This window comes from Streptomyces nojiriensis (genome assembly GCF_017639205.1).
In the GTDB taxonomy this organism is placed as follows: Bacteria; Actinomycetota; Actinomycetes; order Streptomycetales; family Streptomycetaceae; genus Streptomyces; species Streptomyces nojiriensis.
In genome coordinates this window covers 5,912,648-5,931,942 of sequence record NZ_CP071139.1, presented here as the reverse complement: position 1 = coordinate 5,931,942, position 19,295 = coordinate 5,912,648, and the positions used below count along the sequence as shown (strand labels likewise).

At 72.1% G+C, this 19,295-nt stretch carries 20 protein-coding genes and 1 tRNA gene; 8 read left to right on the top strand and 13 right to left on the bottom strand.

The window, feature by feature from the left end:
- The first annotated feature begins 20 nt into the window (after positions 1-20).
- Positions 21-986 (top strand): helix-turn-helix domain-containing protein, encoded by a 966-nt coding sequence (locus JYK04_RS27790; RefSeq protein WP_189732624.1) that lies wholly within the window; start codon positions 21-23, stop codon positions 984-986.
- A gap of 15 nt (positions 987-1,001) precedes the next feature.
- Here the strand turns inward: JYK04_RS27790 and def are convergent, their stop codons facing one another.
- From def to JYK04_RS27745, 9 genes are all read right to left on the bottom strand, one after another.
- On the bottom strand, positions 1,002-1,637 hold the full coding sequence (def, locus tag JYK04_RS27785; protein WP_189732626.1) for a peptide deformylase: 636 nt from the start codon (positions 1,635-1,637) through the stop codon (positions 1,002-1,004).
- A gap of 77 nt (positions 1,638-1,714) precedes the next feature.
- Positions 1,715-3,613: a zinc ribbon domain-containing protein gene (locus JYK04_RS27780; protein ID WP_229874950.1), complete on the bottom strand. Its 1,899-nt coding sequence runs from the start codon at positions 3,611-3,613 to the stop codon at positions 1,715-1,717.
- Between the two features lie 246 nt (positions 3,614-3,859).
- Complete coding sequence (locus JYK04_RS27775; protein ID WP_030011692.1) at positions 3,860-4,849, bottom strand: tetratricopeptide repeat protein; 990 nt, start codon at positions 4,847-4,849, stop codon at positions 3,860-3,862.
- A 131-nt stretch (positions 4,850-4,980) separates the two neighbouring features.
- A complete protein-coding gene (locus JYK04_RS27770) occupies positions 4,981-6,240 on the bottom strand; it encodes an HD-GYP domain-containing protein (protein ID WP_189732630.1) in 1,260 nt (419 codons plus the stop codon).
- Complete coding sequence (locus JYK04_RS27765; RefSeq protein ID WP_189732632.1) at positions 6,237-7,748, bottom strand: HD-GYP domain-containing protein; 1,512 nt, start codon at positions 7,746-7,748, stop codon at positions 6,237-6,239. The genes JYK04_RS27770 and JYK04_RS27765 overlap by 4 nt, the downstream gene beginning before the upstream one ends.
- A 200-nt stretch (positions 7,749-7,948) precedes the next feature.
- Positions 7,949-8,254, bottom strand: a complete 306-nt coding sequence (gene rsrA / locus JYK04_RS27760) for a mycothiol system anti-sigma-R factor (protein WP_030012982.1) — start codon at positions 8,252-8,254, stop codon at positions 7,949-7,951.
- A complete protein-coding gene (locus JYK04_RS27755) occupies positions 8,251-8,895 on the bottom strand; it encodes a sigma-70 family RNA polymerase sigma factor (RefSeq protein WP_030012983.1) in 645 nt (214 codons plus the stop codon). The genes rsrA and JYK04_RS27755 overlap by 4 nt, the downstream gene beginning before the upstream one ends.
- A gap of 288 nt (positions 8,896-9,183) precedes the next feature.
- Complete coding sequence (locus tag JYK04_RS27750; protein ID WP_189732634.1) at positions 9,184-9,834, bottom strand: alpha/beta hydrolase family protein; 651 nt, start codon at positions 9,832-9,834, stop codon at positions 9,184-9,186.
- Positions 9,835-9,853: 19 nt separating this feature from the next.
- Positions 9,854-10,672, bottom strand: a complete 819-nt coding sequence (locus JYK04_RS27745) for an SOS response-associated peptidase (RefSeq protein ID WP_189732636.1) — start codon at positions 10,670-10,672, stop codon at positions 9,854-9,856.
- A gap of 53 nt (positions 10,673-10,725) precedes the next feature.
- On the opposite strand from JYK04_RS27745, the gene JYK04_RS27740 reads away from it, so the two are divergent.
- From JYK04_RS27740 to JYK04_RS27725, 4 genes are all read left to right on the top strand, one after another.
- On the top strand, positions 10,726-11,439 hold the full coding sequence (locus JYK04_RS27740; RefSeq protein ID WP_189732638.1) for a M50 family metallopeptidase: 714 nt from the start codon (positions 10,726-10,728) through the stop codon (positions 11,437-11,439).
- A gap of 64 nt (positions 11,440-11,503) precedes the next feature.
- Positions 11,504-12,886, top strand: a complete 1,383-nt coding sequence (gene aroA / locus JYK04_RS27735) for a 3-phosphoshikimate 1-carboxyvinyltransferase (protein ID WP_189732640.1) — start codon at positions 11,504-11,506, stop codon at positions 12,884-12,886.
- A gap of 8 nt (positions 12,887-12,894) precedes the next feature.
- Positions 12,895-13,905: a ribosome small subunit-dependent GTPase A gene (rsgA, locus tag JYK04_RS27730; RefSeq protein ID WP_189732642.1), complete on the top strand. Its 1,011-nt coding sequence runs from the start codon at positions 12,895-12,897 to the stop codon at positions 13,903-13,905.
- A gap of 103 nt (positions 13,906-14,008) precedes the next feature.
- Positions 14,009-14,332, top strand: coding sequence for a DMT family transporter (locus JYK04_RS27725; protein WP_030711657.1), 324 nt, complete (start codon positions 14,009-14,011; stop codon positions 14,330-14,332).
- On the opposite strand, the gene JYK04_RS27720 is transcribed toward JYK04_RS27725, so the two are convergent.
- Positions 14,298-14,840, bottom strand: a complete 543-nt coding sequence (locus tag JYK04_RS27720) for a TetR/AcrR family transcriptional regulator (RefSeq protein ID WP_189732644.1) — start codon at positions 14,838-14,840, stop codon at positions 14,298-14,300. The genes JYK04_RS27725 and JYK04_RS27720 overlap by 35 nt on opposite strands.
- Positions 14,841-14,965: 125 nt before the next feature.
- Here JYK04_RS27720 and hisN point away from each other — a divergent pair, with 125 nt between their 5' ends.
- Positions 14,966-15,769: a histidinol-phosphatase gene (hisN, locus tag JYK04_RS27715; RefSeq protein ID WP_189732646.1), complete on the top strand. Its 804-nt coding sequence runs from the start codon at positions 14,966-14,968 to the stop codon at positions 15,767-15,769.
- 170 nt (positions 15,770-15,939) lie between these two features.
- The gene (locus JYK04_RS27710; protein WP_030010856.1) at positions 15,940-16,332 is read left to right on the top strand and encodes a CBS domain-containing protein; all 393 of its coding nucleotides are present in this window, start codon (positions 15,940-15,942) and stop codon (positions 16,330-16,332) included.
- A gap of 69 nt (positions 16,333-16,401) precedes the next feature.
- Here JYK04_RS27710 and JYK04_RS27705 read toward each other — a convergent pair whose 3' ends face one another.
- Positions 16,402-17,871 carry a catalase gene (locus JYK04_RS27705; RefSeq protein ID WP_189732648.1) on the bottom strand — a complete coding sequence of 490 codons (1,470 nt, stop codon included), beginning with the start codon at positions 17,869-17,871 and terminating at the stop codon, positions 16,402-16,404.
- A 130-nt stretch (positions 17,872-18,001) separates the two neighbouring features.
- Between JYK04_RS27705 and JYK04_RS27700 the strand changes: the two genes are divergently transcribed.
- Complete coding sequence (locus JYK04_RS27700) at positions 18,002-18,418, top strand: Fur family transcriptional regulator (RefSeq protein WP_189732650.1); 417 nt, start codon at positions 18,002-18,004, stop codon at positions 18,416-18,418.
- A gap of 130 nt (positions 18,419-18,548) precedes the next feature.
- Here JYK04_RS27700 and JYK04_RS27695 read toward each other — a convergent pair.
- Positions 18,549-18,622 (bottom strand) — tRNA-Met (locus tag JYK04_RS27695).
- Positions 18,623-18,669: 47 nt separating this feature from the next.
- On the bottom strand, positions 18,670-19,266 hold the full coding sequence (locus JYK04_RS27690) for a TetR/AcrR family transcriptional regulator (protein WP_189732652.1): 597 nt from the start codon (positions 19,264-19,266) through the stop codon (positions 18,670-18,672).
- Positions 19,267-19,295 lie beyond the last annotated feature (29 nt).

The following is a 19,295-nucleotide window of genomic DNA, read 5'->3' as shown; positions in this document are numbered from 1 at the left end:
ATTACTGCCACACTGGGGTCATGCTGACCAACGTGGCCGTGGCCCTCGTCGACGGAGTCGCCCCCTTCGAGCTGGGGATCTTCTGCGAGGTGTTCGGAATCGATCGCAGTGACATGGGCGTGCCGGTGTACGACTTCGCCGTGTGCGCGGCGGAGGAGGGGCCCCTGACCGTGGGCGGGGGCGCCTTCGGGATCACCCCCGCGCACGGGCTGGAGCGACTGGAGGAGGCCGACCTCGTCTGCCTGCCCGCCGCCAATGACGCCGGCGTACGGATCTACCCCGAGCCCCTGCTGGAGGCCCTGCGCCGGGCCGTGGACCGGGGTGCGCGGGTCCTGAGCGTGTGCAGCGGGGCCTACATCCTCGGCGCCGCCGGGCTGCTGGACGGCCGCCGGTGCACCACGCACTGGATGCACGCCGCGGCCCTGACCCGCCGCTTCCCGCGGGCCGTCGTCGACCCGGACGTGCTCTACGTCGACGAGGGCTCGGTGATCACCGCCGCCGGCACGGCCTCGGGCATCGACGCGTGCCTGCACGTGGTCCGCCAGGAGCACGGGGCCGAGGTGGCCAACATCATCGCGCGCAGGATGGTCGTACCGCCGCACCGGGACGGCGGGCAGGCCCAGTTCATCCAGCGGCCGCTGCCGCGCACGGCCTGTGACACGGTGGGCGAGGTGATCGAGTGGATGGCCCGCCACCTGGACGAGGAGATCACCGTCGAGCAGCTCGCGGAGCGCGCGCACATGTCCCCGCGGACCTTCGCCCGCCGCTTCCTCCAGGAGACCGGCACCACCCCGTACAAGTGGGTGCTGCGCCAGCGGGTCCTGCTGGCGCAGGAGCTGCTGGAGTCGACCGGTGAGACGGTGGACGCGATCGCCGGCCGCTGCGGCTTCGGCAACGCGGCCGCCCTGCGCCACCACTTCCTGCGGACCCTGGGCACCACGCCGAACTCGTTCCGGCGCGCCTTCCGGGGCCCGCAGGCCGCCTAGACCGTCACTTCACGATCAGGCGTTGGGGACGGTCTCGTAGCGCGGGGTGCCCTCTTCCATCTGGCGGAGGGCGTCCTTGCGGTCCCGCTTCGAGAGGCGGTCGATGTACAGGTAGCCGTACAGGTGGTCGGTCTCGTGCTGCAGGCAGCGGGCGAAGTAGCCGGTGCCGCGCACCTTGATCGGGTTGCCCTGGGCGTCCTGGCCCTCGACCTCGGCGTAGTCCGGGCGGGCCAGCGCGGCGTAGGCCGTCGGGACCGACAGGCAGCCCTCGTTCGAGTCGTCCAGCACGCGCGCGGCGGCCGGCAGCTCGATCAGCTTCGGGTTGACGACGACACCGGTGTGCCGCTTGCCGTCGTCGTCCGGGCAGTCGTAGACGAAGACCTTGGCGTCCACGCCGATCTGGTTCGCGGCCAGGCCCACGCCCTCGGCGGCCTTCTGGCTGGCGAACATGTCGTCGATCAGCTGCGCCAGCTCGTCGCCGAACTCGGTGACGTCCTTGCACTCCCGGTGCAGGACCGGGTTGCCGACCACGGTGATCGGACGGGCCGTACCGCGCTGACGGTGGGCGAGCTCGCGCGCCTCACAGTCCTCGGTGTCCACGACGTACCCGTCGTTCACGCCCTCGACAACCTCGTTCTCCTGCTGCGCCATGTCCGCCGTACGCCTTCCGTAAGTCCCGGTCACCGATGGTCGTGGTGGCCACCGATGTGCCCGTACAGCGTCTCAGATCAGCTGAGTAATCCCGAGCCGGACCGGGTATCTGGTCCGAGGACGCGCACCCACCGTGGTGGAGTGGCGTGGGCGTGGAGGTGAAATCCCGCGCCCAGCGCTGCCCCTTGAGGCCGGTGTCGGCTGGTGGTGGGTGTGCTGATCGTCGTCACGTCCTGGTGCCGGTGGGCTGCGCGGGGCAGTCGGGGCCGGTCCGGGTGAGCATGTCCCTCCGGACGCTTTCCCGCCGGGCTTTGCGGACCGGCGGGGGAGGGTGTCCGGCGTCGCCTGGGCGTCGGACGTGTTGCCTTGCGTCGGGTAGACCCGGTCTTGGATCGGTCCCGGCCGTTCTTCGGCGTGGTCGGAGTGATGACCGCGCCCGCTTCGAGTGTGTCCACGACCGTACGGATGGCCAGGTCGCCTGTGATGCGGTCGCAGACGGTTTTGCTCTGGTGGGTGAGGCCGCGTGATGCGATGCGCCGCCAGGCACCTTGATCTCGGTCGCCCTGCCAGGAATAGGAGGGGCAGACGGCCCATTTCCAACCGGGCAGGGTGGGCCGGTCTGGGGCTTTACGGTGTCGTAGTGGGGTGAGGCATCGCGGGCAGTGCCTGGAGGTATTGCGCGCGGGGACGGTGACGACGGCTATGCCGGTCTCGGCGCCCAGATGCCGCATGCGGTCCACGATCTTCCCGCGTACCTGCTGGGACATGCGCGTGTTGAGGGTGCGGCCCATGCCACGGGCTTCCATCGAGCGGAGGTCTTCGACGTAGATGACGCTCGCCCCGGCGGCGATGGCCTGGTCAACCGCCCACCGGGCGGCGGCCCAGGCCAATGCGCCGTTGAGGTTCGACCGGCGTGCACAGACCCGGCTGATCTCCTCGCTGAGGACGGTGTGTTTGGCGGCCAGGACGTGCTGCTCGTCTCCGGCCGTGAGTCGCTGGTAGTGGTCGGCCTTGGCCTGCAGACGCTCGGACAGTCGGCGCAGCCGGTGCTGTTTGGCGAGGACGCCGGCCGCCCGGAACATACCCCCGGCCCCGAGTTCGGTGATGCCGCCGTCGCCGTGGAGGCGGGCCGCGCCCGCGCTGAGCAAGGTGTTGAGGCCCCAGTCCACGCCGAGCGCGACCACGTGCCCGCTGCGGGCCGTTTTCGGCACTGGGTGGGTGTAAGCGAGATCGGCGCGGACACGCCCCTGGTGCGGGCGGAGGGTGGGCAGGTGCAGCACCGCGCCGGCGGGGATCACAGGCGGCAGCTTGATGGGGCAGGACACCCACGTCCAGTCCCGGTACGACTGCGGATCGGGCCGGGTCGGGAGCTGCAAACGCAGCAGCGCACGGCCCGGCGCATCCGCCCGTTCGATGGTGGCCTGCTGCCCGTCACAGGCCGACAACAGCAGCACCCGCGCCGCCCTGGGCTTGCTCTCCACCTCGAACAGGTCAACAGGCATCCGGTCGTGTTCTTTGACGAACGCAGCGATTTGCCGGGTGCGGGAGTTGATGACGCTGGACGGTTGATGCTGCCCGCCCGGCACCGCCACGCGTACCGCGTCCCACTCCTCCGAAGTCCGCTTCCCCGGGGCGGCGGGCCACGTTGCGAGTACCCCGGCGGTCAGGTCAGCACGCCACCTCACCGCCCGCAGCAAGCGCCCGGCCTGCTCCTGTGCCATCCGAACGATCCTGTCATTGACACGAACACCCTCGGGTGGCACGACGGCCCATCCCAGGCGGCGCAGCGCCATCCACGCGTTCGATGGCAGCCTCTTGCCCCCACCGTCCACACCGGACGCGAGCACTCCCACATCGGCCGCATTCCAGCGCGCGGCCAGCAATGCGGCGGACATGCCAGAGACCAGATCGACTGTCCAGCCGACACGCTCCGCCAGCACTGAGACCGTCAGCAGTTCACCGGTCTTCTCATCCACACCCGTCCGCAGCAGGCCAAGAGCACAAGCGGTCCGGGTGGTCTCGCCCTCGGTGACTGGCACCTTCCACCCCACCGCTCACCCCCATGCCGCCGGTGCTGTCATCCGATCAACGACACACCCCATGAAGGGTCACGCATTCGACCCGCGAACCCGTATCTGATATCCGCGCAGCACGAACACCATGACGGGAACGCACACGTTCGCTACAGATGCCTTGAAACCAGGTGATCCTACGGCCCAGGGTCAGCAGACTTCTTCGAGATCCCGCCACTCCCTGGTACCCGGGCTGTCCGCGACCCAGCCGTCGAGCAGTCCGCGCACCAGACCGGCCGGTGCCGCGATCCCGCATTCGCGCTCGGGGACCCACAGGGAGCCCGAGCCGGCCGTACGGTGCCCGAGCGGTCCGGGGTGGCCCGGCTCGCTGTGGTCGTGCGGATCGAGGTGCTGCTCGCCGTCCCCCTCGTCGCTCGGCATCTCGCTCTCCGAGCAGGTCCGGCACAGCAGCCGCACCGACGAGGACCAGTCCTCGGCGGCGAACCCGGCGTCCGAGGCCAGCTGCTCCAGCGCGTCGCGGTCCGCCTCGGTGGCCGCCTCCAGCAGCACCACCCAGGTCGGCACCGGGGACGGCGCCCACAGCTCGATCTCGTCGAACACGGGGTACGAAGGGCCGGCCGCGGTCACGCGCTCGCCGTGCGGGACGCCGTCGTGGAGCACGACCTCGCCCCAGCGCCGCCCCGAGGAGGGCAGCGGGATCGACAGGACCTCCAGCCGGGCCGGGTCCAGCCGACGGCCCCAGACCACCTCGGCCTCGCCCTCGGGCGAGAGCCGCACGGCGGCGCTGCCGAGCTCCATCCCGACCGGCTCACCCGCCCCGGCCGCGTCCCCGGGCACCTTCAGCCCGTACGCCTGCCAGGCCCGCCGGGCCAGCGGCCAGTCCTGCAGCGCGGTGGCGGCGATCCCCACGTTCCACCAGTCCGGGGCGCCCGTCTCACGGTCCAGCAGGGCCACGGCGCGCAGCCCGGCGGCCCGCGCCTGCTCCCAGTCGTGCCGGAACTTGTGCAGCAGCGCCAGATTGAACCAGGACTCGGACAGCCAGGGCTCCAGGTCCGCCGCTCTCGTCAGGAGCGCGCCCGCGTCCTCGTACCGCCCGTCGCCGATCAGCGTGAACGCGCGGTCGGTGGCCTGCCGCCACGAGGCGGAGGGCCGATGCCGTACCTTCCCGAAGATCCTCACGATTCCCGCCTGCCTGGGGGCACCTCCCAGCGGTCGCTGGGGGACAACGGTGCAGCCTTGCGGACACTCCTACGGTCCCTCTTACTGGCATCCAACCATGCCCACTCGGACGGCCGCTCATTACCCATGGGTTACCCAGGTGGGACGGGCACCACTCTGCCACGTCCGCCCCTGGCCAGAACCCTTGCCAGGCACTCCACGACCTCCGGCTGGTAATCGTGCCCGGTGCCCAGGCGGAGCCGCTCCAGGGCGGCCAGTGAGCCACCCGGGTGACGGCTCCCGCCGACCAGATCGTCGTACGCATTCACCGTACGCACGATCCGGGCCGCCGTGGGCTGCTCGCGGTACGGATCCGCCTGCCGCTCCACCACCACGGCGACCTCGGCGGGCACCCCGGTCTGCCGGGCCACCTCCCCGCCCAGCTCGGCGATCCGGCGGGCCTCGCCGTCGGGCAGCCCGGCCGTGGCCCCGTCCGGGACCGGGTCCACGAGGGAGAGCTGACCGATGTCGTGCATCAGGGCGGCGTACTCCAGCACCGTGAGCTCCCGCTCCGACAGGCCCAGCTCCCGGCCGACGGCGCAGCTCAGGGCGGCCACCCTGCGGGAGTGGCCCGGCCGGGTGCAGCCGGCGATCTCGGTGGCGCGGGCCAGCGAGGTGATGGTCTGGCGGTAGGTGGTGCGGATCGCGGTGATCCGGTGGAAGGACAGCTGGGTCAGCAGCAGGGGCACGCAGAAGACGGTGACGGCCCACAGGCCCGCGACGGCCGCGCCGAGCGCCGTCACGACCCCGGTGGCGCAGATCGCCGCGCCGACGCCGAGCTGGGCGCGCAGTTCGTCGTGGAGCAGCCGACCGTACGGCCGGCCGGTCCGGGCCCCGGCGAGCGCGGCGGCGAGCACGGCGTCGCACAGGGCGGTGAGGCCGAGGAGGAGGAGCAGGTAGCCGACGAGGTACGGGCCCTGGCCCACCCACCGCTCCAGCCGGCCCGAGTTGTAGAGCGGCTGGAAACAGGCGGCGGCGAAGGCGACCGTGAGCACCCGGCGGGAGAGGTGGTCGAGGGCGGGCCCACGGCCCCGGGCGATGTGCGGGACGATCCCGGCGAGGAGGGCCGCGACGACGACCGCGATGGTCTGGAGCACCCCGTGGTGGGTGGGCTGACCGGCGTTCTGGCCGAGCAGGGCGTAGGCGAGGGCTCCGGCGGAGCCGAGCGGTGCGGGGCGGCGGCCGAGGAGGTCCCGGCGGTCCCGGAGGGCGAGCTCCCCGATGGTGATCAGGATGGCGAAGGCCAGGGCGGCGCCGGGCTCGGCGACGCCGTTCCACAGGGTGTGGCCGAGCGCGGCGCCGGTGAGCACCCCGGCGGCGCCGCGCACGGTCCACGCGGCCGTGGCCCTCATCCGCCTCCGCCCGCCCCGGCGCCGTCCGGGTCCGGGCCGGACCCGCCGGCCGGGCCGGGGGCAGCGGGGACCCGGTCCGGCGGCGGGGCGGCCGCGGCCGGACGGGAGCCCTGGTCCGGCATCCCGGCCAGCACCGAGGGCCCCGGCCCGGCTCCCGTCCCCGCCGCGGCGGGGCCTGCCGGGATCACCTGGAGGTCCTCGTCCGAGGTCACCACCGGGTGCCAGCCGGTCCGGCCGATCGCGTCGACCAGCGCCCGCACCATCGACGGGTCGAACTGCGCCCCCGCACAGCGTTCCAGCTCCGCCAGGGCGACCGGCACCGGCCGGGCCCGGCTGTACGAGCGGGTCGAGGTCATCGCGTCGAAGGCGTCGGCCACGGCCACCACCCGGGCCAGTACCGGGATCTGCTCGCCGGTCAGCCCGTACGGATAGCCGGAGCCGTCGACCCGCTCGTGGTGGTGCAGGATCGCGGACCGGGCCTCGCCGAGGAAGCCGATGCCGCGCACCATCTCGTGCCCGTACTCGGGGTGCAGCTCGATGATCCGGCGCTCCTGCGGGGTGAGCGGCCCGTCCTTGCGCAGCAGCCGGGTGGGGACGCCGAGTTTGCCCACGTCGTGCAGGATCCCGGCGATGCGCACCGTCTCCAGCCGGTCCTCCGTCATGCCCAGCTCCCGGGCGATCATCGTGGAGGCCTGGCCGACCCGTTCGCTGTGGCCGCGCGTGTAGCGGTCCTTGATGTCGACGGCCTGGACGAGGGCGCGGATGGTCGCCTGGTGGGCGGCGCGCTCGCGGTGGTACTGGGCGAAGACCCAGCAGGAGATGTACATCGGCAGCAGGACGAGCAGCGCGGCCGGGGGCCCGTAGGGGCTGCGCCACATGACGGCCGTCATCAGGCCGGCGAGGCCGTGGACGCAGTGCGGGGCGAGGGAGAAGGGCACGAGCCCGCGCCAGGCGGTGGCGGCCGGGCGGCGTTCGGCGGTGGCCAGGATGCCGCCGTCGAGGGCGGTGAGCACGAGGCAGAAGGCGATGGCCGCGGCCGTGGCGGGAAGCAGTACGGAGGGGAAGTCGGCCGGCCCTGCGGGGGACCCGGAGCCGGCGGAGGACCCGCCGCCCAGGGTGACCGGGCCGCGCAGCAGCCCGTGGACCTGTCCCGCGACCCAGGCCGCGCTCGCCTGCTGTGCGCCGTGCCACACGCGGCGCACCCGGGCGGGCCGCTGGACGACGGTGCCCGCGAGGCCCCCGGGCAGCGCCACGAGCGCGGCGGCTGCGGGCGGGAGCAGGAAGACGGCGGCGAGCACCACGGGGAAGAAGGGGCCGATGCCTTCGGGCACCCGGCCGCGCAGCGGCGGGCAGACCTTGACGAGTTCGCAGCCGAGGTGGAGCACGGCGAGCAGGGCCGCGGCCGCCCAGGGCGTACCGGAATCCGTGAGGGCGGGGGTGACGCACGCGACGGCCGCGAGAACGGCGCACAGGATGTATCCGCGCGCCCCCGGCGGAAGTGCCCGCATAGCGCCCTCCTCCCCTGTGCCGTGCACACCGGGTGCTGAATCGGGCCAGCACCGAATGGGGAGAATAGGTGGGGCCCGGAGCGAGGTGGGCCACATTTCCGCATTGGGCCATGCGGACGCCCCCGGATTAGCACATTCGGGTGAAGGAAGTGCTCTTCCGGGGGCGGGTGTTCAATCGTCCGGCCGGTCACCGACTCGTATCAGCCGGGAGCGGGATTGTCGGCGGTGACGTCGTGGTCGGGCACCGCCTGACCGGACCTGATCAGTTCGATCCGGCCCATCACCTTCGACCGCAGGTCGGTCGGTACGTCGTCCGACCCGCAGCAGCGCTTCACCAGCTTCTTCACGGCCTGTTCGAGGCCGTACTTCTCCAGGCAGGGATTGCACTCGCCGAAATGCGTCTCGAACTTGGTGCAGTCACTGTCCGGCATCTCCTGGTCGAGGAACTCGTACAGGTGATCCAGGACCTCGGAGCACTCTGTCTCGTGCGGCTCTCCGCAACTCATGAGTCCGAGCCTTTCCGGTCGTTCGACTCTCCCGCGCCCGCGGGAACCAGCCCGCGCTCACGGGCATAGTCCTCCAGCATTCCGCGGAGTTGACGGCGGCCACGGTGCAGTCGTGACATGACCGTACCGATGGGTGTACCCATGATGTCCGCGATCTCCTTGTACGCAAAGCCTTCTACGTCGGCAAGGTAGACCGCGATGCGGAACTCCTCCGGAATGGCCTGCAGGGCTTCCTTCACGTCCGAATCCGGCAGATGGTCGAGCGCCTGCGACTCGGCGGAGCGCAGCCCGGTCGACATGTGCGACTCGGCGCGCGCCAGCTGCCAGTCCTCGATCTCCTCCGCGGCGCTGCGCTGGGGCTCACGCTGCTTCTTGCGGTAGGAGTTGATGAAGGTGTTCGTCAGAATGCGGTAGAGCCACGCCTTCAGGTTGGTGCCCTCGCGGAACTGGTGGAAGGACGCGTACGCCTTCGCGTACGTCTCCTGGACCAGGTCCTCGGCGTCGGCCGGATTGCGCGTCATGCGCAGCGCGGCCGAGTACATCTGGTCGAGGTAGCCGAGGGCGTCCCGTTCGAAGCGCGCGTTGCGCTCCAGGGTCGTCTCCTCCGCGTGGCCTTCGTCGGTCCCAGCGACAGGACCCACCTCCTCCGACAGCGTGGCGGATCCGAAAGCGGATCCGCTCGAATCGGAGAATAGTCGACCTTCCCGGCCCTCCGCCGCCCGAAGCGAGCCGCGCTTCGGCGCCGGCAGCACGGTCCAGTCCAGGTCAGCGGCCTGCCGACGGTTCTGGCTGATGACCTGGGTCATGCGCTCCCTCTCCTCCGACGAGTTCCCCTACGTTCCGACATCCGAGACAACAGAAGGGGCGGGCGGCGCATTCCCGGGCGCCCGGCGGGTTTCCGGCTTTCTCCGGGACGCGGCCTGCGGGCCTCAGAGGGGGAGCCGCGCGAGCCACTCCCCGACCGCGTCGGTGATCGTCCGGAGCGCCTCCTCCTGGGTGGTGTCCGCCTTCTTCGGCACCGCGAAGCCGTGATCGGCGTACGCCACCTCCACGAGCTCGTACGGGTCCTGCGCGCCCGGCGGCGGAAATTCCCCGGGCCGCCCGAAGGGGTCGCGGCCGCCCTGGACCACGAGGGCCGGCCGGCCGGCCCCGGTGAGCTCCCCGGCGCGGGACTTCTCCGGCCGGCCCGGCGGGTGCAGCGGGAAGGCCAGCGCCAGCACCCCGGCGGCCCCCAGCCCGGCGGCGGTCCGGCAGGCCACCCGGGCCCCGGCGCTGCGCCCGCCCGCGACCACCGGCAGTCCGGGCCCCGTGAGCGCCGGCCACAGCCCGCGCCATCCTTCGTCCAGCACCTTGGGCGCGGCGGCGACCTTCTTCCCGGCGACCCGCCACGGCTGTTCGACCAGGGCCACCGTGATCCCGCGGGCGGGCAGGGCGGCGGCCAGCGCCTGGAGGTCCCGGGCCTCGATGCCGCCGCCGGCGCCGTGGCTCACGGCGAGCACGAGCCTCGGCCGCGGCGCCGGGTGCCAGGTGATGCGGGCCTCGCCCGCAGTGGTGTCGACACTCTCGGTACACGTGGTCATGCGTCCCATCCTGCCCGGGTCAGAAGAGGGTGCCCTCCTCCGGCGCGGCCAGCTCCGTCAGCAGCTCGGGGCCGTTGTTGCGCACGTTGCTCACGGCGGTCGACACCGGGTAGGCCCGCATCAGCCCGCCGGGCGGCGGGGCGAGCAGCTCCCGCAGGGAGCCCTCGGTGTCGGTGTTCGCCGGGTCCAGCCAGGCGTCCCAGCGGTCGGGGGTGAGCATGAGCGGCATCCGCGGGTGGATGTCGGCGAGCGAGCGCGGTCCCTCGGCGGGGGCCACGCCCAGGGGGCCGGTCTCGGCCTCCGTGGTGATCACCGAGCAGGTGACCCACCAGGAGAGCGGGTGCTCGTCGGGCAGGGTCCGGTCGCGCCAGAACTCGTATATCCCGGCCATGGCGAAGACGGCGCCGTCGGAGGGGAGCACGAAGTAGGGCTGCTTGCGGGCCCGCTTCTTCTTGCCCTCCACCTCCAGCTGCCGCTCGTCGTGGGCGGTGACCCACTCGTAGTAGCCGTCGGCGGGGACGATGCAGCGGCGCTGCGCGAAGGGCCGGCGGAAGGAGGGCTTCTCGTGCAGGGTCTCGGACCGGGCGTTGATCATCCGGGCGGCGCCGTCGGGGTTCTGGGCCCAGGAGGGGACCAGCCCCCATTTCAGGACGCGCAGCTGGCGAACCGGACGCGGGTTCGAGGCGTCTTTGAGGGGACGGTCGAGGACCACGTGGACCTCTTTCGTCGGCGCCACGTTGAAATCGGGGGCCAGGGCCTCCTCCGGCTCCCACCTCTCGATGCCGAAGGCCTCCACGAGGTCCTCGGGCCCACGACCCGCCGCATACCGTCCGCACATGGCTGTCACACTGCCATGTCGCCCGTACCTCACCGCAAGGAGTCCGCCACCTTATGGACAGCAGCACGACGGCCGGTCTGTGGGACCGGCTCACGGGCATACAGGCCGCGCCCGACCTGTGGCTGGTGATCGTGACGGGGCTCGTCGCGGCGGCCGCGGTGGGGCCCCGCCCGCTGTGGCGGCTCTCGCGCAACGCCGTCACCATCGCGCACGAGGGCGGGCACGGACTGCTGGCACTGCTGACCGGGCGGCGCCTGAGCGGGATACGGCTGCACTCGGACACCAGCGGGGTCACCGTCAGCCGGGGCAAGGCGACCGGGCTGGGGATGATCCTGACCGCCGCGGGCGGGTACACGGCGCCCTCGCTGCTCGGCCTGGGCGGGGCGGCGCTGCTGTCCGCGCACCGGATCACGCTGCTGCTGTGGGTGGCCACCGCCCTGCTGGTCGCGATGCTGGTGATGATCCGGAACGCGTACGGGGCGCTGACGGTGGTGCTGACCGGCGGAACCTTCCTGCTGGTGTCCTGGCTCGCCCCGGCCGGGGTGCAGGCCGGTTTCGCCTACCTGGTGGTGTGGTTCCTGCTGTTCGGCGGGGTCCGGCCGGTCTTCGAGCTGGGGGCCAAGCGCCGGGGCGGCGGCGCACCCGATTCGGACGCCGACCAGCTCGGCCGGCTCACGCACCTGCACCCGGTGGTGTGGCTGCTCTTCTTCCACGTCGTCGCGCTGTGCTCGCTGATCGGCGGCGCCCGCTGGCTGCTCGCCCTGTGACCGCTCCCTGAGACGGGGCCGGGATCAAGATCTGGGGTCGGGGGAAGCCACTAAAGTGGTGGCCATGACCGAGACCCCCGCGCTCCCTGCCCTCTGGCCCGCTCCGCTCGCCGAGGGGACCGTCCACGCCACCGTCACGGTGCCGGGCTCCAAATCGGTCACCAACCGGGCCCTCGTGCTCGCCGCGCTCGCCGCCGAGCCCGGCTGGGTGCGCCGCCCGCTGCGCTCGCGCGACTCCCAGCTGATGTCCGACGCGCTGCGTGCGCTGGGCGTCGGCATCGAGGAGACCGTCTCGTCCAGTTCGGCCGGTGCCACCGACGGCGCGGTGGGCGGCGAGGCCTGGCGGATCATCCCGGCGGCCCTGCACGGCCCGACGACCGTGGACGTCGGCAACGCGGGCACGGTCATGCGCTTCCTGCCGCCCGTCGCCACCCTCGCCGACGGCGACATCCGCTTCGACGGCGACCCGCGCTCCTACGAGCGCCCGCTGGGCCAGGTCATCAGCGCCCTGCGCACCCTCGGTGCCCGCATCGACGACGACGGCCGCGGCTCGCTGCCCATGACCGTCATGGGCGGCGGGGCCCTGGAGGGCGGCGCGGTCGAGATCGACGCCAGCAACTCCTCGCAGTTCGTCTCCGCGCTGCTGCTCTCCGCCCCGCGCTTCAACCAGGGCGTCGAGGTCCGGCACGTGGGCGGGAACCTGCCGTCGATGCCGCACATCCGGATGACCGTGGAGATGCTGCGCGCGGCGGGCGCCCAGGTCGACACCCCCGAGGCCGGCGGCGAGAAGGACGTCTGGCGGGTCACCCCCGGCGCGCTGCTGGGCCGCGACATGGTCGTGGAGCCGGACCTGTCCAACGCGCAGCCCTTCCTGGCCGCGGCCCTGATCACCGGTGGCACGGTGACCATCCCCGACTGGCCGCGCCGCACCACCCAGCCGGGCGACGCGCTGCGCCGGATCTTCACCGAGATGGGCGGCTCCTGCGAGCTGACCGACGCGGGTCTGGTCTTCACCGGCACCGGCAAGATCCACGGCATCGACGTGGACCTGAGCGAGGTCGGCGAGCTCACCCCGGGCATCGCGGCCGTGGCCGCGCTGGCCGACTCCGATTCGGTGCTGCGCGGGGTCGCGCACCTGCGGCTGCACGAGACGGACCGGCTGGCCGCGCTGACCGCGGAGATCAACGGGCTCGGCGGGGATGTCACCGAGACCGCCGACGGCCTGCGCATCCGGCCGCGCCGGATGCACGGCGGCACCTTCCACACGTACGACGACCACCGGATGGCCACCGCGGGCGCGGTGATCGGCCTGGCGGTGGAGGGCGTGCAGATCGAGAACGTGGCGACGACCGCGAAGACCCTGCCGGACTTCCCGAAGATGTGGACGGACATGCTCGCCGGGGACGCCGGTGGCTCCGGGGCACCCGGAACGGGTGCGGGAGCGTAGGGCCCGTCATGCGCAGGTACGGCAAGCACACCGACGAGGACGACATCCGCCAGCGCCCGAACCCCAAGGGCAACCGGCCGCGGACCAGCATCCGGCCCAAGCACGAGGACGCGGCCGAGGGCTTCGTCCTCACCGTGGACCGCGGCCGGCTGACCTGCCTGGTCGAGGGCCGTTCCGTGCACGCGATGAAGGCCCGCGAACTGGGCCGCAAGGCCGCGGTGGTCGGCGACCGGGTCTGGATCGTCGGCGACCTCTCCGGCAAGAAGGACACCCTGGCCCGCATCGTGCGGATCGAGGAGCGCAGGTCCGTCCTGCGGCGCACCGCCGACGACGACGACCCGTACGAGCGGGTGGTCGTCGCCAACGCCGACCAGCTGGCCATCGTCACGGCCCTGGCCGACCCGGAGCCGCGGCCCCGGATGATCGACCGCTGTCTGGTGGCGGCGTACGACGCCGGGCTGGAGCCGCTGCTGGTGCTCACCAAGTCCGACCTGACCTCCGCGGACAAGATCCTGGAGATCTACGCGACGCTCGGCGTGAACTACGTGGTGACCAACCGCGAGGAGCTGGCCACCGGTGACGCGGCCGACCGGGTGCGCGAGCGGCTCGACGGCCGCATCACCGCCTTCGTCGGGCACTCGGGCGTCGGCAAGACCACCCTGGTGAACTCGCTGGTCGCCGAGGGCCGCCAGCGCGCCACCGGCCATGTCAACGCGGTCACCGGCCGCGGCCGGCACACCACCACCTCGGCGCTCGCGCTGCCGCTGCCGAGCGGCGACGGCTGGGTCATCGACACCCCGGGCGTGCGCTCCTTCGGCCTGCACCACGTGGACCCGTCCCGGGTGATCCTGGCCTTCCCGGACCTGGTGCCGGGCACCGAGGAGTGCCCGCGCGCGTGCAGCCACGACGAGCCGGACTGCGCGCTCGACAAGTGGGTGGAGGACGGCCACGCGGACCCGGCCCGGCTGTACTCGCTGCGCCGGCTGCTGGAGACGCGCGAGCGGCGCGAGGGCGACTGACCGTCCCACGGAGGTTCGGCCGCGTTTGTCGGGGGCCCTGTCTGGATAAATGCATAATCGCACCAAGTGACGTGATGTCACGTGACGCGGGGAGGCATTCGACATGGCGTGGCTGCTGGTCGTGGTCGCGGGACTCCTGGAGACCGGTTTCGCGGTATGCCTCAAGCTCTCCCACGGATTCACCCGGCTGGGGCCGACCATCGCCTTCGCCTGCTTCGCGCTCGGCAGCTTCGGTCTGCTGACCCTGGCGCTCAAGAAGCTGGACGTGGGACCGGCGTACGCGGTGTGGACGGGCATCGGCGCCGCCGGGACGGCGATCTACGGCATGGTCTTCCTCGGCGACCTCGTCTCCACCCTCAAACTCGTCTCGATCTCGCTGGTCATCCTGGGCGTCATCGGGCTCCAGCTGTCCGGGTCTGCGCACTGAGCAGCCTGCGCAGCTCGCCCGGCCCCGGCTCCTCCCCCGGGGCGATCACGTAGGAGAGGGCGAGGCGCACGGCGAGCTCGCAGCGCTGCGGACCCTCCCCCGGCGTCAGCGCGGCGGCCGCCCGGTCCCGGACGGCCCGGGCCAGCTCGCCGGGCCCGGGTGCCCGGCCGCCCGCCGCGGGCAGGCCCGTGTCCCAGGAGCCGGTGAGCAGGGCCCGTACGAGGGGCTGGGCGCAGGCCGCCCGTACGGTCCACTCCGCGACGGCGGCGAGCCGCTCGGCGGCCTGGGCCGGGGCGGACAGGGCCCGGTCGACCCCGTCGAGGTAGCGGTCGGCCTCGCGGCGGACCAGCGCGCGGCCCAGGCCCGCCTTGCCGCCGAACTCGTTGTAGAGGGTCTGCCGGGACACCCCGGCCGCGGCGGCCACGTCGACCATGCGCACGTCCGGCCAGGGGCGCGCCGAGAGCGCCGCTCCCGCCGCCTCCAGCAAGGACTCCCGGGCTGCCGGCATCCGCGCCTCCCCGTTCGGCTCTCTCCGGCCAGAGTTGACGGGCCGCCAGATCCTGTCAAGGGCGCGTCGGGGCCGCACTGTGGACGGCGTTGGCCGGGCTCCGGGAGTCTCGATACTGTTCGGGCATGCCCGAGTATGACGATGACCTGCGCCTTGCCCTCGAACTCGCCGACGCGGCGGACGCCGCCACGATGGAGCGCTTCCGCGCCCTCGACCTGCAGGTCGAGACGAAGCCGGACATGACCCCGGTGAGCGAGGCGGACAAGGCGGCCGAGGAGATCATCCGGGCCGGCATCGCGGCCGCGCGGCCGGACGACGCCGTCCTGGGCGAGGAGTACGGGCTGGAGGGCAGCGGTCCGCGCCGCTGGGTGGTGGACCCGATCGACGGCACGAAGAACTACGTGCGCGGGGTTCCCGTCTGGGCGACCCTGATCTCCCTGATGGCCCAGGACCCCGACGGCGAGTTCCGCCCGGTGGTCGGCGTGGTGTCCGCGCCGGCGCTGGGCCGCCGCTGGTGGGCGACCCGGGGCGGGGGCGCGTACGCGGGCGGCGCGCTCGGCGAGACCGGCGCCATCGGCGTGTCCAAGGTCGGCGGGCTGGGCGACGCCTCGTTCGCGTACTCCTCACTGAGCGGCTGGGAGGAGCAGGGCCGGCTGGCCGGGTTCCTGGACCTGACCCGGGCATGCTGGCGGACCCGCGGCTACGGCGACTTCTGGCCGTACATGATGGTCGCCGAGGGCTCGCTGGACCTGTGCGCCGAGCCCGAGCTCAACCTCTGGGACATGGCGGCCATCGCGGTCGTGGTCCAGGAGGCGGGCGGCCGCTTCACCAGCCTGGACGGCGTGGACGGGGTGCACGGCGGGAACGCCGCGGCCTCGAACGGACTGCTCCACGAGGAGATGCTGGGCCTGCTGCGCCCGCGTGCCTGAGCCCGCCGCGCGCTGTTCACGCTCCGTCGCGCGCCTTCTTGTCGGCCCTGCGGGTCCATGGGAATCTGATACTCCCCCCGCTTGTGCGCTTGTGAACCGTTTCTCTTGAGGCGGCTCCCCGGACGCACCCACCCAGGCGGGGGGACTCACCCCAGGAGGTGGCTCTCTTCATGCTCGTCCGTGACGCCATGAGCACCGTGATCCTCACCCTCGGACCCGCACACACCCTCCGGCAGGCGGCCTGCCTGATGTCCGGCCGGCGCGTCGGCGCGGCCGTCGTCCTCGACCCCGACCACAGCGGAATCGGCATCCTGACCGAGCGCGACATCCTCAACTCGATCGGCGCGGGCCACGACCCGGACCGGGAGTCCGTGGGCGCGCACACCACCAACAACGTCGTGTTCTGCACCCCTGAAGCCACCGTGCAGGAAGCCGCCGAGGCCATGGCCCACGGCGGCTTCCGGCACCTGATCGTGCTGGAGCACGGCGGACCCGTCGGCATCGTGTCCGTGCGCGACGTCATCCGCTGCTGGGTCCCGGCGCGGCGCACGGTCGCCGCGTGAAACGACGCCGGGCCGCAGCCCTCCGAGGAGGGCTGCGGCCCGGCGTCCTGCTACGGCAAGCGCTCCGTGTCAGCCGCGGAGGGCCTGGACCGCGGCTTCGAGCCGCTTGCCGAAGTCACCGTCCGCCTGGCGGAAGTTGTTGATCGCGCGCTCGACGATGTCGTCGCGGGAGACCTTGGCGATGAAGCCGGACAGGTTCTCGATCAGGCGGGACTTCTCGTCCTCCGAGTACAGGCGGTAGAGGTTGCCCGCCTGGACGAAGTCGTTGTCCTCGCTGTGGACGGCGGCGGCGTGGTTGCCGGTGCCACCGGTCACGTCGATGGGCTGCCACAGCGGGCGGTCCGTCTGGTGCGGGCCGCCGAAGCTGTTCGGCTCGTAGTTCTTCGCGCCCTTGTGGCGGCCGTCGTACAGGTAGCCGTCGCGGGAGTTGGTGCGCGCCTCGGTGGCGTGCGGGCGGTTCACCGGCAGGTGGTCGGCGTTGATGCCGACGCGGTAGCGGTGGGCGTCGCCGTAGCCGAAGAGGCGGCCCTGGAGCATCTTGTCCGGGGACGGACCGATGCCGGGGACGAAGTGCGCCGGGCTGAAGATGCTCTGCTCGACCTCGGCGAAGACGTTCTCCGGGTTGCGGTTGAGCTCCAGCTTGCCGATCTCGATCGGCGGGTAGTCCTCGTGCGGCCACACCTTGGTGAGGTCGAACGGGTTGAAGCGGTACTGGGCCGCCTCGGCCGCGGGCATGATCTGGACCTGCACGGTCCAGGTCGGGAAGTCGCCGCGCTCGATGGACTCGCGCAGGTCGCGCTGGTGCGAGTCGGGGTCCTCGCCGGCGAGCTTGTTGGCCTCGGCCTGGGTGAGGTTCTTGATGCCCTGGTCGGTCTTGAAGTGGTACTTGACCCAGAAGACCTCGCCGGCCTCGTTGTTCCACTGGAACGTGTGCGAGCCGTAGCCGTTCATGTGGCGGTAGGACGCGGGTATGCCGCGGTCGCCGAACAGCCAGGTCACCTGGTGGGTGGACTCGGGCGACAGGCCCCAGAAGTCCCAGACGTTGTCCGCCTCCTGCGAGCCCGTGTACGGGTCGCGCTTCTGGGTGTGGATGAAGTCGGGGAACTTGATGGCGTCCTTGATGAAGAACACCGGGGTGTTGTTGCCGACGAGGTCGTAGTTGCCCTCTTCGGTGTAGAACTTCAGCGCCCAGCCGCGGGGGTCGCGGACCGCGTCGGCGCTGCCGAGGTTGCCGGCGACGGTGGAGAAGCGCAGGAAGGTCTCGGTCTCCTTGCCGACCTCGGACAGGAACTTGGCCCGGGTCCACTGCGAGACGTCGCGGGTCAGCGTGAAGGTGCCGTACGCACCGGCGCCGCGGGCGTGCACCACGCGCTCCGGGATGCGCTCGCGGTTGAAGTGCGCGAGCTTCTCGAGCAGCAGCTGGTCCTGGACCAGAACGGGGCCGCCGACGCCGGCGGTCTCGCTGTTCTGGTTGTCGGCGACCGGCGCTCCGGCCTCCGTGGTGAGCGGTCCCTGCGTCACGTGCGCCTCCTGCGTCATGCCTGCGTGTCCTGTCCTTGGCGTTTGCCGTAACCGATCCTACGATGGACTTTGTCTAAGTCAAGTAAGCATCCAAGTCCGCACCGGTTCGGGAGTTACACCGAATCCCCTCACTGTTAGGCTGATGTCTATGAGTGACCTGCTGGATCGACTTCGCGGACGCGGCTGGCGCATGACGGCGCAGCGGCGTGTCGTGGCCGAGGTGCTCGACGGTGACCACGTGCACCTGACGGCCGACGAGGTGCACGCGCTCGCGGTGGCCAGGCTGCCCGAGATCTCCCGTGCGACCGTCTACAACACCCTGGGCGAACTCGTCACCCTCGGCGAGGTACTGGAGGTCTCCACGGACCGCCGCGCCAAGCGGTACGACCCGAACGCCCACCGGCCCCACCAGCACCTGGTCTGCGCCCAGTGCGGCGCGATCCGCGACGTGCACCCGGCGGGCAACCCGCTGGCGGACCTGCCGGACACGGAACGCTTCGGCTTCGTCGTGTCGGCGGTCGAGGTGACGTACCGCGGCGTCTGCCCGAACTGCGCGGCCGCCTGAGCGCACGCACACGAAAGGGCTCGGACCCCCTGAGGGGTCCGAGCCCTTCGCGTTCGCCTTCTTGCAGTCGAAAACGCGCCAGGAACGACCCAGGGCCCGGATCCATTGGATCCGGGCCCTGAGTCTTCAGTAGCGGGGACAGGATTTGAACCTGCGACCTCTGGGTTATGAGCCCAGCGAGCTACCGAGCTGCTCCACCCCGCGTCGGTAAACCCAACGTTACGTGAAGGCCCGCGGCAGATGCAAATCGGTTAACCGGCCAGCCCCCGGTGCAGGAGCGCGGTCAGCATCTCCACCACCTCGTCGTCGTCGAGTCCGGCCCCGCCGGTCATGGCGGCGTACCCCAGCATCGAGATCATCGCCCCGATCGCCGCCGCGACCAGTTCGGGGTCCCCGGGCAGCTCACGGCCCTGTTCGCGCATGTACGCGAGGTGCTCGCGCAGGGGCGCGGTGTCCTCGACGAGGCCCCCCCAGGCCCGTCCCGAGCCGGGCGGTTCGGCCATGGACTTCTGGAAGAGGGCGACCACGACGGGCAGATGGTCCCGGAAGGCGTCCCAGGCGACCGCTACATGCGTCCGCAGCTGCGCCCGGTCGGCGAGGTCGTGCTCGCGGGGGTGGTCGTCGGCACCGACCGCCGCATCCACCTGGGCCCCCATGTCCGCGAGCAGCGCGTCCAGCAGCTCGTCCTTGCCCGCGAAGTGCTCGTAGAACGACCCGGTGGACCGGCCGGCGGCCTTGGTGATGTCGGTGATCTTCGTCTGCGCGTAGCCGCGCTCCAGGAAGAGCGCCCGCGCCGCCTCCTTGAGCGCCGCCTCCGTGCCTGCCGCCCGCTCCTTGCGCACTCCCACCGCGATCCCCGTTCCCACTTGACGCCGTC